At 59.3% G+C, this 13,874-nt stretch carries 12 protein-coding genes; 6 read left to right on the top strand and 6 right to left on the bottom strand.

The window, feature by feature from the left end:
- Positions 1–286 precede the first annotated feature (286 nt).
- Positions 287–2,500 carry a response regulator gene (locus EKD03_RS17055; RefSeq protein ID WP_161569298.1) on the top strand — a complete coding sequence of 738 codons (2,214 nt, stop codon included), beginning with the start codon at positions 287–289 and terminating at the stop codon, positions 2,498–2,500.
- Between the two features lie 23 nt (positions 2,501–2,523).
- Here the strand turns inward: EKD03_RS17055 and gpmI are convergent, their stop codons facing one another.
- The 6 genes from gpmI to EKD03_RS17025 all read right to left on the bottom strand — a co-directional run bounded on the left by gpmI (position 2,524) and on the right by EKD03_RS17025 (position 8,542).
- On the bottom strand, positions 2,524–4,146 hold the full coding sequence (gpmI, locus tag EKD03_RS17050; protein ID WP_129633483.1) for a 2,3-bisphosphoglycerate-independent phosphoglycerate mutase: 1,623 nt from the start codon (positions 4,144–4,146) through the stop codon (positions 2,524–2,526).
- A 180-nt stretch (positions 4,147–4,326) separates the two neighbouring features.
- Positions 4,327–4,572 carry a hypothetical protein gene (locus EKD03_RS17045; protein WP_129633481.1) on the bottom strand — a complete coding sequence of 82 codons (246 nt, stop codon included), beginning with the start codon at positions 4,570–4,572 and terminating at the stop codon, positions 4,327–4,329.
- A 22-nt stretch (positions 4,573–4,594) separates the two neighbouring features.
- Complete coding sequence (gene ppgK / locus EKD03_RS17040) at positions 4,595–5,365, bottom strand: polyphosphate--glucose phosphotransferase (RefSeq protein ID WP_129633479.1); 771 nt, start codon at positions 5,363–5,365, stop codon at positions 4,595–4,597.
- A gap of 64 nt (positions 5,366–5,429) precedes the next feature.
- Positions 5,430–6,692, bottom strand: a complete 1,263-nt coding sequence (locus EKD03_RS17035; RefSeq protein ID WP_129633477.1) for an FAD-binding oxidoreductase — start codon at positions 6,690–6,692, stop codon at positions 5,430–5,432.
- A 22-nt stretch (positions 6,693–6,714) separates the two neighbouring features.
- Entirely contained in the window at positions 6,715–8,163 is a 1,449-nt protein-coding gene (locus tag EKD03_RS17030; protein WP_129633475.1) for an FAD-linked oxidase C-terminal domain-containing protein, read from the bottom strand.
- A 25-nt stretch (positions 8,164–8,188) separates the two neighbouring features.
- Entirely contained in the window at positions 8,189–8,542 is a 354-nt protein-coding gene (locus EKD03_RS17025) for a hypothetical protein (protein WP_129633474.1), read from the bottom strand.
- Between the two features lie 171 nt (positions 8,543–8,713).
- On the opposite strand from EKD03_RS17025, the gene EKD03_RS17020 reads away from it, so the two are divergent.
- The 5 genes from EKD03_RS17020 (at position 8,714) to coaA (ending at position 13,731) form a co-directional block, all read left to right on the top strand.
- Positions 8,714–9,004, top strand: coding sequence for a nucleotidyltransferase family protein (locus EKD03_RS17020; RefSeq protein WP_129633472.1), 291 nt, complete (start codon positions 8,714–8,716; stop codon positions 9,002–9,004).
- On the top strand, positions 8,997–9,359 hold the full coding sequence (locus EKD03_RS17015) for a HepT-like ribonuclease domain-containing protein (protein ID WP_129633470.1): 363 nt from the start codon (positions 8,997–8,999) through the stop codon (positions 9,357–9,359). Before EKD03_RS17020 ends, EKD03_RS17015 begins: the two co-directional genes overlap by 8 nt.
- Before the next feature lie 89 nt (positions 9,360–9,448).
- On the top strand, positions 9,449–11,059 hold the full coding sequence (locus tag EKD03_RS17010) for a gamma-glutamyltransferase family protein (protein WP_129633468.1): 1,611 nt from the start codon (positions 9,449–9,451) through the stop codon (positions 11,057–11,059).
- 194 nt (positions 11,060–11,253) lie between these two features.
- Positions 11,254–12,765, top strand: a complete 1,512-nt coding sequence (locus tag EKD03_RS17005) for an acyl--CoA ligase (RefSeq protein ID WP_129633466.1) — start codon at positions 11,254–11,256, stop codon at positions 12,763–12,765.
- 9 nt (positions 12,766–12,774) lie between these two features.
- Positions 12,775–13,731 carry a type I pantothenate kinase gene (gene coaA, locus EKD03_RS17000; protein WP_129633464.1) on the top strand — a complete coding sequence of 319 codons (957 nt, stop codon included), beginning with the start codon at positions 12,775–12,777 and terminating at the stop codon, positions 13,729–13,731.
- Positions 13,732–13,874: the final 143 nt, after the last annotated feature.

The following is a 13,874-nucleotide window of genomic DNA, read 5'->3' as shown; positions in this document are numbered from 1 at the left end:
TGACTGATTTCCCCTTCCATCAATGCGGACAACCCGGTTGCCGTCGTTTGACCGAAGGAGCTAATGAGATAATCACTATAGAGGTCGAACAGTTCATCGTTTTTCATAGTTCAGATTGTAGCATATCCCTGATTTTCTGGGTGCGTAAGGTGAGATGCATAATATTAGCATATTTCATAATCTAACTGATGAAATTGCTACTATCACCAAACAAATTAATCAATTGAGCGTTGAGAAATTACTGGTAACACAAGCTAAGATTACCGAACTTACCATACGTGCGTGTATGAGTATTGCTATTATGGCGGTATTAGCGATTATCAGTGCCTTGCTGGCTACTTTTTTACTCAATCGCCGCATTGTTGTACCGTTACGCAATCTTACTGGGGCAGTCGAGGATCTGGGCCAGGGGCGCTACAAGGGCCGCATCCCTGAAACAGGCTATACCGAGATTGCTACCCTGGCGCGTACCTTCAACATCATGATAGAGCAGATCCAAAGTCTGATCGCTACGCTTGAAGATCGGGTTGCAGAACGAACCCAGCGTTTGGAGCAGACGATTGCTGAGAATAACCGGCTACTCATAAGCGAGCGTATCCAAGCCCAGCAACAACACGCGCTGTTTGAACTGAGTGCGGCGCTCTCTGGTCAACTGACGGAGGAGCAGATTTATACGCACTTGGTTCAGCATCTGCACGGGGCCGGGTTTGGCTTTAGCTATGTGGCGATCATTGCCACTGAAGGTGGCCCTGCGCGGGTGCGGGCGGAGTGTGGTCAACGCCAGAGCGCAGATCTCCCAGACGAGTCGGTGCCCTTGATGATTGGAAACCAGATCGTTGGTCGGATCTGTATACAGGGTGGTACTGATGATCCCGGCATTCAGAATGCGCTCGTGGCCGTAGCGAACCAGTCTACTACTGCATTAGCACGCGCACGGCTCTATGAATCGTTAGAGCATGCCAAGGATCTGGCCGAGGGTGCGAATCGCGCTAAGAGTGCCTTCTTGGCGAACATGAGCCACGAACTGCGCACGCCACTCAATGCGATCATTGGCTATAGCGAGATGCTTCAGGAGGATCTCAGCGCGAGTGATCATACCGCCTTGGTGCCCGATATTCAGAAGATCCACCATGCCGGTCGCCATCTGCTCAGCCTGATCAATGACATCCTCGATATTTCAAAGATCGAGGCCGGGAAGATGGAACTCTACCCGGAGCAGTTTAGTGTGGCGAGCTTGATCGAGAGTGTGATCAGTTCGATTGACCCTATGGCGATGAGTAATCATAATCGTCTCGTTATTGAGCGCCAGCCAGATTTGGGCTTGATCTATGCCGATCTCTCGAAGGTGCGGCAGATCTTGTTCAACCTACTCTCGAATGCATGCAAGTTTACTGAGCATGGCCAGATTACCCTGCGCGTGCGTGCAGAGGCTGAAGCACCTGCCGATAGTATGGTATTTGAGGTTGCCGATACGGGAATCGGGATGAGTGAGGAACAGATCTCCCGCATCTTTCAGCCCTTCACCCAGGCCGATATTAGCACTACCCGCAAGTATGGTGGTACTGGGTTAGGGTTGGCGATTAGTCGCCACTTTTGCCACATGATGGGAGGCGCGATCCAGGTGCAGAGTGAATTGGGGCTAGGCTCAACCTTTATCGTCATGTTACCCACCAATGTACCGCATGTGGCGGAGCGGAGCGACCTCCCAGCCGTAGCACCTGTGCCACCGGTGGCGATGAGTGTTGTGCGGAGTGGGGTGACGGTGTTGCTGATTGATGATGATCCTGATGTGCATAGTATCATTCAGCGTGGATTGCGTTCGCGTGGCTGGCAATTGTTCTCCGCTGTGACCAGCGAGGAGGGGGTGCATCTGGCGCGTTTGCACCATCCAAGTGTTATCCTGTTAGATGTGGTGCTGCCGGGTACCGATGGTTGGCATGTGCTCGCTACCCTCAAGCACGATCCTGATCTGCTCGATATTCCGGTGATTATGCTCACGATGCTCGATGAGCGTCCGCGTGGTTTGGCGTTGGGTGCGGCGGACTATATGCTCAAGCCGGTAGATATGCAGCAGCTTATTAGCCTCATCCAACGCTATACCGCCCGCCCCCATCATCAGTCCATTCTGATCATTGAGGATGATAATGTGACCCGTGCCATGAACCGTCGCCTTTTGGAACGTGAGGGTTGGACGGTCTTTGAGGCGTCGGATGGGAAGAGTGGGCTTGAGCAGATGGAAGTGCATTGCCCCGACCTGATCTTGCTTGATCTGATGATGCCAGAGATGGATGGATTTGGTTTTATGCAGACGCTGCACCAGAATGCGCTTTGGCGTGAGATTCCGGTGGTGGTAATTACTGCCAAGGAGTTGACCGAAGAGGAGCAGGTGCTCTTAGATCACCATGCAACGCGGGTGTTGCGCAAGGGGACATACGGGAAAGAGTTGTTGTTGCGTGAGGTGCAACGCTACCTTGGTGGGCGGGGGGGGAGAGACGCATAATTATGCGTCTCTCCCGGGGCGGGTTAATCCCGCACGATCAGGCTCTCGCCGGTCATGTCGGCGTCCTTGGGTAAGCCCAGCAGATCCAACAGGGTCGGGGTGACATCGGCGAGGCGCCCGCCCGTGCGGAGGGTGACGTGCTCCTTGCCAAGCCCCAAGCCTTCGGCGGCGACAAGGATGCAGGGCACCAGGTTGGTGGTGTGCGCCGTGTGCGCCCCGCCCGTCTCCGGGTCAATCATCTGCTCGGCGTTGCCGTGGTCGGCGATGATGATCGCTGCCCCCCCCTGGGCCTGAATGGCCGGGATGACCTCGCCCATGGCCGCGTCTATCGTCTCGCAGGCGGCGATCACCGCCGGGATGGAGCCGGTGTGGCCGACCATGTCGGGGTTGGCGAAGTTGACCACGATCAGGTCATACGTGCCGCTCTGGATGGCCTCCAGTAGGCTGGCCTTGACACCAGCGGCGCTCATTTCGGGCTGAAGATCGTAGGTCGCCACTTTGGGTGAGGAGACCAACACCCGATCTTCACCCTCGAAGGGTTCCTCACGCCCACCGTTGAGGAAGAAGGTGACGTGGGGGTACTTCTCGGTCTCGGCGATGTGGAACTGCGTGCGCCCCGCCGCACTCACCACGGCGGCTAACGGGCGCACGACTGGGCGTGGTGTAAAGGCGATGTGGACTGGCAACCCCTCTTCATACTGGGTCATGGTGACAAAGAAGAGGTTCTGGAGTTGTGTTCCGCGCTGCCAGATGCTGGCGGGCAACTTTTGGCCCTCCTGCTCCTGCTTGGCGTAGTGCGTGGTGATCTGGGTGTCAATGTCGGGCAGCAGTAGAGCACGGGTGAGTTGGCGACCGCGATCCGGGCGGAAGTTGGTGAAGATGATCGCATCCCCATCGCGGATCGTCGCCACTGGCTGGCCATCGTGCATGATCACGGTGGGCAACACAAACTCATCACTGAGGTCGTGGGCATACGCCTGCTCAATTGCCTCGCGGGCGCTGGCGGCAGTTTCGCCCTGGCCAGCGACCATAGCGGCATAGGCGCGGCCTGTGCGCTCCCAGCGCTTATCGCGATCCATCGCGTAGTAGCGCCCGATCACCGTGGCCACTTGGCCGACCCCGATCTTGGCGATGGCCGCCTCCAGAGTGTCGAGGAAACCGAGGGCGCTACGCGGTAGGACATCGCGGCCATCGAGGAAGAGGTGCAGATAGACGCGCTCAAACTCGTGGCGGCGGGCCAGTTCGAGCAGCGCGTGGAGGTGATCTTCGTGGGCGTGTACGCCACCGGGGCCAAACAGGCCCATGAGGTGCAGCGCACCACCACCCTGCTTGGCGTGTTGTACAGCGGCCTGGAGCACTTGGTTCTCAAAGAAATCACCGTCGCTGATCGCCTTGCTGATGCGGGTCAACTCCTGATAGACCACAAAACCGGCCCCAATATTGAGGTGGCCGACTTCAGAATTGCCGATCTGGCCTTCCGGGAGACCCACATCCAAACCCGAAGCGGAGAGGGTGGTGTAGGGGCACTCGGCCATCATCCGATCAACATTGGGCGTATGGGCGAGATCAACGGCATTACCGGGGCTAGGTTCAGCGAGACCCCAACCATCCATAATCGCCAGCACAACCGGGCGGGGGGTAGACATATACCAGACTCCTTATTTTTTCACGCGAAGACGGTAGGGGCGAAGCATCGCCATCCAAACTCGTGCGGGTTCCCCAGTCACCTGGAGGGCGATGCTTCGCCCCTACAACCCAAACGCCACCTGGAGGGCGATGCTTCGCCCCTACAACCCAAACGTCACCTGGAGGGCGATGCTTCGCCCCTACAACCCAAACGCCACCTGAATCATCCGTACCGCCGAGAGCAGTGCTAAGACTGCCACCCCAGCCAGAGGCAGGCCCACCAGCAGCAGAGTGAGTGAGCGTTCAGCAGCGGAGGGGTTGGTGCTGATAAACCCAACCATCAGTTCGTCGCGCACCGCCTGGAGCGTCCCCCAAACCGCGAAACCGGCCATGCCCACGAAGGCCAGCGCGGCACCCAGCGCGATCAATGAACCCAGGATTGCCATAGACTTCCTCTTTCAAACTTTCCTAGCTTCCCGGAAGCTCGCCAGCCAACAACTCCGGGTAGGCTTCAGCGGCGGCCAGCGCCGCCCCGATCATTCCGGCCTCATTGCGCAGTTGAGCCGGAACAATCTCAACCCCCACCGTCAGGTGGTGGGCGAACTTCTCGTAGGAACGGCTCGCGCCGCCACCCAGAATAATCAGATCGGGCCAGAGCAAGGCGCTCACCCGATGCAGATACTCATCGAAGCGTTTGGCCCACTCACTCCAACTCAGATTCTTCGCATCACGCACCGCCTCAGAGGCGCGTAATTCGGCATCCTTGCCACGAATCTCTATATGGCCGAGTTCGACATTCGGCACGAGATGGCCATCCATAAAGAGGCAGGTACCCAGGCCGGTACCAATTGTAATGAGCAGTACCAAGCCGTTGCGCCCATGCCCAGCCCCAAGGCGCATCTCGGCTATTCCGGCTGCATCAGCATCGTTCAGCACCAACACCGGGTGACCAATCACCTCACCAAACAAGCGCGCCGCATCAAGGCCAACCCAACTGGGGGCAATATTGGCCGCCGTGTGTGCCACGCCCGCCTTGATCACCGCAGGGAAACCACAGCCTACCGGCCCCTTCCAGTTGAAGTGGTGGACAATGTGGGCTATCGTCGTTGCTACCGCCGAGGGTTCGGCACCTTCGGGGGTAGGAACCCGGTTACGCGGCGTCATCAGTGCCCCGGTGGTGACATCAATGATCGCGCCCTTGATCCCGCTTCCGCCAACATCGAGGCCAAGTACTTGCATACAGACTGCTCCCTGTCGTGTGAACAGTTACCGCAGACCGGCAGATGCCGGTGCTACCCCTATTCTACACCAGATAGCGGCCCGGATTGAGAATCCCCGCTGGATCCCATGTATGACGCAGGGAGCGCATAAGGGTCAGCGTTTCAGGCGGCGGCCCCCAGATATCAATCGGTGGTTGCTGATTGGCGAGGGCGACGGGTAAATGTTCGACTACGGCATAGCCACCGAGTGGCGCAAGCCCAGCGCGCAGTTCGGCGAGGGCTGGGGCGAGATCGGCGATGGCGGATACAGACCAACGTGCATAGAACAACCCGGCACCACCGATCAGATAGTGTTCGGTAGACCATCCTCGGTGATGTGGAATAGAATCGACGCTGCGCAACATTGTACGTAGATGGCTGAGGGGAACACCCACGCGGATCAGCACATGTTCCGTAGGCCGCAGATCATCGGCTATCGCCTGCCAGATGCTACTATCATCGGCCTCGCTGAGTTCGATGGTATGTGCTCCCTCTTCGACGCAGACCGCCACCCCCATCCGGATCTGCCGCCCCACCGCCCCAGCAGTGCCCGCGAAACGCACTGCCATAATCAGATGCGGGGCTTTATCGGTCAAGAAGGAGTGCAGAACCGGATTCGCTTTGGAGGCGTTACCGTTCATGATCACCATGCTGATTGGCTGGAATGGTGGCTGGGTGAGTTGATTCATGGCCTCCAGAATAGCCAGTGGTGAGCTAAAGGCAGCCAGCAGGGTTTGGCAATGCGCAGGGCGTGGCGCGACCTTAAACGTGACCTCGGTGATCACGCCGAGCGTACCAAGGGCACCGATATGGAGTTTGTGGGTATCGTAACCGGCCACATTCTTCACCACCGGAGCGCCGCTCTTCACCAGTCGCCCATCGCCGAGCGCCACCTGCATGGCCAGCGTCCAGTCGCGGGGCGTGCCATAGCCCATGCGCAGCGAGCCTGTCGCACCCGAAGCGAGCAGGCCACCAATGGTGGCCTGGTGGGGCAGGGGCGGATTCCAGGGCAACCACTGGTTGTGCGTGGCCAACAGATCCTGCACTTGGCCCAAGGTGGCACCCGCGCCCACGCGCAGCACCAGATCTGCTGGGGTATAAGCGATCACATCAGCAAGGCTACGCATATCGAGCGCAATATCGTAGCGCCGTGGGGGGCCACCCAAACCCTGGCGGGTTCCACCACCCCATGGAATCACTGCCATACCAGTGCTACTGGCATCACGCAACACATGTGCGAGTGCCTCGGCAGAGGTAGGCGCAACGATCTGAGATGGTTGCTGGTTATAGAGTTGAAATGGTGTCATACGCAGAAAGGGAAGAAGACCTTTAGATCCACGCCCCGCGTCGAGGAAGACGTAGCGAGGGTTGAGAGGCGTGAAGCGACGAAAGCGACGCTGGAGGTGGCAAGAGTTTGCCGGGATTCATCACACCGGTCGGATCAAAGACATTACGCAAATCGGTAAAGGCAGATAGATCTTCGACATTAAAGATCCAGGGTATAAATTCACGTTTCTCGATCCCGATGCCATGCTCACCACTAATGGTGCCACCCACCTCAACACATGAACGCAAAATCTCGGCCCCTGCGGCGATGGCCCGTTCACGAGTTCCGGGCACCCGGAGATCAAAGAGCAGCAACGGGTGGATGTTACCATCACCGGCGTGGAAGATATTGACCACCTTGAGATCATAGTGGGCAGCGATCTCGGCGCTGCGGCGCAGGATTTCGGGTAGGCGCGAACGTGGCACCGTACCATCAAGGATGTGGTAGTGGGGGGCAATGCGCGCACAGGCGGCGAGCGCACCCTTGCGCCCGGCCCAGAGCCGTTCGCGTTGGGCGGCATCGCTGGCGGTACGCAACTCGCGGCAGCCGCTGGCCTGACAGACGAGGGCAATCCGCCGTGCCTCAGCGGCAATATCTTCGCGCAGGCCATCAATCTCGATCAGCAACACGGCGCGCGCATCGGGAGGGTAGCCCGCATGCGCCCAGGACTCAATCGCGGCGATGCCCTCGCCTTCGATCATCTCCAGTGCCGCTGGAATGATCCCATCGGCGATGATCGCCGAAACACACGCCCCCGCCACCTCCATATCATCAAAGATGGCCAGAAAGGTACGCACATCCTCGGCATTGCGCGTCAGGCGCACCGTCAGTTCGGTCATGATACCGAGGGTGCCCTCACTCCCCACCACTGCCGCCAACAGATCGTAGCCGGGGGTGTCACTCACCGCCGACCCTACCCGCACCACATGGCCATCGGCGAGCACCAGGGTGGCGGCCAACACATGGTTGCTGGTGACACCATACTTGAGGCAGTGCGGGCCGCCCGCATTGGAACCGGCATTGCCGCCGATGGTGCTGGAACGCTGGCTACTCGGATCGGGGGCGAAGTGGAGGCCATAGGGGGCGGCGGCACGGCTAAGATCGGTATTGACTACACCGGGCTGAACGACGGCGGTGGCGGCTTGGGGATCGATCTGAAGGATCTGGTTGAGGCGCGCCAAGGAGACCACCATCCCACCGCGTTCGGCCACAGTACTCCCGGCGAGGCCGGTGCCCGCCCCACGCGCAATGATCGGGAAGCCCAGGCGGGTGGCGGTGGCCATTGCTGCCGCAACCTCGGCGGTGGAGCCGGGCACCACCACCACATCCGGCAGCGCCTGATCCATCGCCGAGCCATCATACTCGTAGAGCATCAATTCTTCACGCCGATGCAGAACATACCGCGATCCGAGGTGATGACGTAGGGTTGTAATGAGCATCTCGCGGGTCATGCCGAATGCCTCCTGCTACCATTGATCATTTGGTGCGCACGCGCCGTTTCAGATTCGTGAGTTGTGGGCGGCGGAAGAGCAAGACATCCACAAAGCCGCGTGGGTAGCTCTGATGAAAGCGGGGCAGTTTGGGAGCCAGCACCCGCCACAGCCCCATGGCGATCATGGCAACCAGCAGCGGAGCCAATGCAATCAGGGGGTTGACCTGGAGTTGGTTCCGATCTGCATAGAGAATATAGAGAAAGGCGAGGAGGATCATCAGCCCTTGGCCCACGAGGAGTAACAACCGCGACTCGTTGAGACGGAGGTAGGCGGTGATGAAGGCGGCGACGTACCAGATCTCAAAGAGGATGACCATGAAGGCGAGCCAAAGCAGCACGGCGCAGGCTCCTTTTCGGTGAGTTAGATGCGTATGGGTTCTATCATAGCATATTGAAGCAAAAAAAGGAGTTTTGGGGCACAACCGGAAAGCAGCTTCAATTTGTACTGGTTAAGGGCGTCGGTACGCTATAATATGCTTCTACTAGGCATCTAAGCGGGAGGGCCAAACATGAATCAGACGCAAATTCTAGAGATCCTCACGCAAGTTAAACCGACCTTGGTGGATCGCTACGGAGTGCTGTCTTTGGCACTCTTTGGCTCCACGGTACGCAACACTGCTCGGATTGATAGCGATATTGATATTTTGGTCGCCTTTGATGGTCCGGCAACATCGCAGCGTTACTTCGGTGTACTCTTCTACTTGGAAGATCTCTTTGGTAGATCGATTGATCTTGTGACAGACAAGGCACTACGCCCAGAATTACGTCCATCTATCGAGCGTGAGGCCGTCCATGTCTAATGCAAGTCAGCGCCCATGGGCCTTCTACATAAGCGATATGATTGATTTCGCAGAACGGGTACTGACCTATACCAGAGGCCATAATCAGGCAAGTTTTGTTACTAGTGTGCTGCACTACGATGCAACATTACGCAATTTAGAACTCATCGGTGAGGCCGCAACCCATATCCCTACAGATGTGCGCAATCTCAATCCACAGATTCCATGGCGCTTGATTATCGCCACGCGAAACCGGCTGATTCATGCCTACCTCGGCATTGATAACGATACCCTGTGGAGTATCATCCAGGATGACATCCCGATCCTGCTAGTAGAACTACGTAGCCTTCGCGATAGCTTATCTTCCTCCCTCTAAGACCTTAGAGTATGTGTAATCTTGCCGGTGTTTGCACGGAATGTGGCATAATAGCCGCCGGTTAGCCATGCCGAGAAAGGAGCACCCCGATGGAGTTCAATCTGCTCAACCACCCCTATGCCGCGCAGCGTAGCCCCCTGGTGGCCGCGAACGGGGTGGTGGCCAGTAGCCATCCGCTTGCTTCGCAGGCGGGCTTGCGCATTCTCCAAGAGGGTGGCAATGCGATTGATGCGGCATTGGCGACTGCGGCGGCCTTGGCGGTCTTGGAACCACCGTCCAACGGTTTGGGTGGTGATGGTTTTGCGCTGATCTGGGATGGCTCGCGGCTGCATGGCCTTACCGGGGCCGGGCGCGCTCCGGCGGGGTTGAGCCTCGATACGCTGGCCGCACGCGGCCATACGACTATGCCCACCCACGGGTGGTTGCCGGTCACGGTGCCGGGGGTGGTGCGGCTGTGGGATGATCTGCATACCCGTTTTGGGTCGCTGGCGCTCGATCAGATCTTGGCCCAGGCGATCACCTATGCTGAGGAGGGTGCGCCCGTGCCGCCCTCGGTGGCGGCTTCATGGGCACGCGGGGTTGCGCTGGCCCAGCAGCGCCAGGGGGCCGAGTTTGCTGGCTTCCTCAGCACCTATGCGCCCAACGGGCGTGCGCCACGTCCCGGTGAGCTATTCCGTAGCCCCGGCCATGCGCGCACGCTGCGCATGCTGGCCCAGCAGGGTGCAAGTGCCTTCTATGCGGGCGAGATTGCCTATGCACTCGTGGATTTTGCCCAGGCGACCGGCGGCCTGCTGAGCGATGAGGATCTTGCTAACCATACCAGCGAGTGGGTCGAGCCGATCAGCCTCAACTACCGTGGCTATACCGTCCACGAGATCCCGCCCAGCGGCCAGGGGGTGGTGGCGCTGATGGCGCTGGGGATGCTGGAGGAGTTTGATCTGACGCAGCATCCCCGCGACTCGGACGCGAGCTACCACGTGCAGGTCGAGGCTGCCAAGTTGGCCTTCGCCGATGCCTTTGCCTATCTGGGTGATCCGGCGATGGTGGATGTGCCCACCCGTGCGCTGCTGGATCGCCAGCGCCTGAGCGCACGCGCCCAACTGATCGGCAGCAGCGCGGGCCAGTATGGGCCGGGAGCGTTGCCCGATGGCGGCACGGTCTACTTCTGTACCGCCGACCGCGATGGGCGTATGGTGAGTATGATCCAATCTACCTATATGGGCTTCGGGTCGGGGGTGGTGCTGCCAGAGTGGGGCATCTCACTCCACAACCGAGGCTACGGCTTCGTCACTACCCCCGGCCACCCCAACTGCGTGGCCCCCGGTCATCGCCCCTTCCACACGATCATCCCCGGTTTCCTCAGCCGCAACGGGCGGGTGGTGGGGCCGTTTGGGGTGATGGGCGGCCACATGCAGCCGCAAGGCCATACCCAGGTGATCGTCAATATGCTCGACTATGGGATGCACCCCCAGGCGGCGCTCGATGCGCCGCGTTGGCGCTGGGAGAAGGACGCGACTCTGCGCCTCGAACACGCAACCCCGCGCCATGTCGTGGAAGGGCTGTTGGCACGCGGGCATCGGGTGGTGATCGAGCCAACCCCGGCTGAGTTCGGGCGCGGCCAGATCATCTGGCGCCAGGATGATGGCAGCTACGTGGCGGGAACCGAGATGCGCTGTGATGGAGTGGCGGCGGGGTGGTAAGGTCGGCCCAGAAACCTAAGCGGCTATAATGAAACCAGAGAGGAAGATAACTGTTCACACTTCTCCTAGCTTCCAGATTTTGACGCAAAGACGCAGAGGCGCAGAGCCTGCAACAACACCTTTGCGTCTTTGCGCCTTGGCGTCAACACGAGGTTTCTTTTACCCCAAGGGTAAACATTTACAGAGGAATGTCTATGTCGCGTGAGCCTGTCATCTCCACCCTACTTGATCTGCTAGAGCGCGGTGTCGCCGAGCATCCGGCACTACTGGCACCCGGCCAGCCGAGCCTGAGTTATGCCGCCTTGCGCACGAGTGTGCGCACCCTCGCTGGGCAACTCCAGGCTGCCGGGATTGGACGTGGGGATCGGGTGGCGATTGCGCTGGGCAATGGCCCGGAGATGGTGTTGGCTTTCCTTGCCGTGACGAGTGTAGCGACGGCGGCTCCGCTCAACCCCAAGTATCGCGCCGATGAGTTCGCCTTCTATTATGAAGATACCAACGCCAAGGCGCTGCTGGTGTTGCCTGGTACGCTTGAGGCGGCGCGCAGTGCGCTGCTGCCGGGGATGCGGCTGTTCGAGGCGCTGCCCGATGCACAGCACGGGATCGTGTTGGATCTGCCCGCCGCGCCCTTCCAACCCGATCAGGCGGCCCAGCCCGATGATGTGGCCATGATCCTGCACACCAGCGGGACGACCAGCCGCCCCAAGCGGGTTCCTATCCGCCACCGCAATCTGGCCACTTCGGCCACGAATATTATCGAAACCTACCAACTCGGCCCACAGGATCGGGCGCTGTGTGTGATGCCGCTCTTCCACATTCATGGCATTGTGGCCTCGCTGCTCAGTACGCTCGCCTCTGGTGGCACGTTGATCTGCCCCAGTGGCTTCGATGCCATGCGCTTCTGGGGCTGGGTTGAAGCGTATCAGCCCACTTGGTACTCGGCGGTGCCCACGATGCACCAACTCCTGCTGGCACGTGCCGAGCGCAACATGGCGGTGATCCGCGCCCACCCGTTGCGTTTCATTCGCTCCAGCAGCGCCCCGCTGCCCCCGGTGGTGATGGAGCGCCTAGAGGCGACCTTTGGTGCGCCGGTGTTGGAGAGCTACGGCATGACCGAGGCCAGCCACCAGATGACCTCGAACCCGCTACCGCCCGCCGCGCACAAAGCCGGGAGTGTTGGGGTTGGAATCGGGGTGGACGTGGCGATCATGGATGCCGAGGGCCACCTGTTGCCCGCTGGGGAGCGTGGCGAGGTGGTGGTGCGCGGTGGGAATGTGGTGGATGGCTATGAGAATAACCCCGACGCCAACGCGGTGGCCTTCTGTAATGGCTGGTTCCGTACCGGCGATCAGGGCTACCTCGATCATGATGGCTACCTGAACCTCACCGGGCGCATCAAGGAGCTGATCAACCGGGGCGGCGAAAAGATCTCACCCCTCGAAATTGATGATGTCCTGTTGCGTCACCCCGCCGTCGCCGAAGCGTTGGCCTTCGCCGTACCGCATCCCACCTTGGGTGAAGATGTCCACGCGGCGGTGGTACTCAACACGCCCGTCAGCGAAAAAGAGCTGCGTGAACACTGCACACGCAGCCTCGCCGACTTCAAAGTCCCGCGCCAGATTCATGTGCTGGAGGCCATCCCGCGTGGTGCCACCGGCAAACTCCAGCGCATCACCATGGCCAAAACCCTCGGCATTACCGAGTAAGGAACCCCCATGCACGGATTGCCCGCCGACAAGCGCCGGCTCGCCCCTTACACGTCGTTTGCGCGCGCTGAGTGGGCCAGACTGCGGAACGGGGCCAGGATGCCACTGAGCGAGAGCCAGTTGCAGACGATGGTCAGTATTAACGATACCGTCTCACCCGAAGATGTCGCTGATATCTATATGCCCCTGGTTCGTTTGGTTCAGCTCTATTATGAATCGGCGCGCCAGCTCTATGTGGCCACGAGTGCCTTTCTGGGCGATCCGGCCCAGAAGGTGCCTTATGTGATCGGGATTGCCGGGAGTGTGGCGGTGGGCAAGAGTAGCACCGCGCGCATCCTGCAAGCCCTCCTCGTCAGCCGCGCCGTGGCTCCCAAGGTGGATCTCGTGACGACCGACGGCTTCCTCTACCCCAACCGGGTGCTGCAAGAACGCGGCATCATGCACCGCAAGGGCTTCCCAGAGAGCTACGACCGGCGGCGGCTGATTCAGTTTATGGTGGATGTGAAGTCGGGGTTGCCCAACTTGAGTGTGCCGATCTATTCGCACATGATCTATGACATTATGGATGATCAGGTACAAGTGGTGGATCGCCCCGACATCCTGATCGTCGAGGGGCTAAACGTGTTGCAGCGTGGTGGTCAGCCCAGCCGCCGCCCGCAACTCTTCGTCTCGGACTTCTTCGACTTCTCGATCTATGTTGATGCTGATGAGACGCTGCTTCAGGAGTGGTACATTGATCGCTTCTTGCGCCTGCGCAAAACGGCCTTCCGCGATCCCAGTTCCTACTTTCGGCGCTACAGCGAGCTAAGTGCCGAGGAGGCGATCACCGTGGCGCGGCGCATCTGGCGCGAGATCAACTGGGTCAACCTGCGCCAGAACATCGAGCCGACCCGCGAGCGGGCCGATCTGATCCTGGAGAAGGGTACGAATCATATTCTCGAACACGTCTATTTACGAAAATTGTGAGAATATATTGATTGACGCAGAGCCGCAGAGCCGCAGAGGCGCAAAGGTTTTTGTATAATCTTTGCGTCTTTGCGTCTTTGCGTCTTTGCGTCTTTGCGTCTTTGCGTCTTTGCGTCTTTGCGTCTTTGCGTCTTTGCGTCTTT

Origin of the sequence: Candidatus Oscillochloris fontis (assembly GCF_004138135.1) — a bacterium.
Taxonomy (GTDB): domain Bacteria; phylum Chloroflexota; class Chloroflexia; order Chloroflexales; family Chloroflexaceae; genus Oscillochloris; species Oscillochloris fontis.
This window is presented reverse-complemented; position numbering and strand designations above follow the sequence as displayed.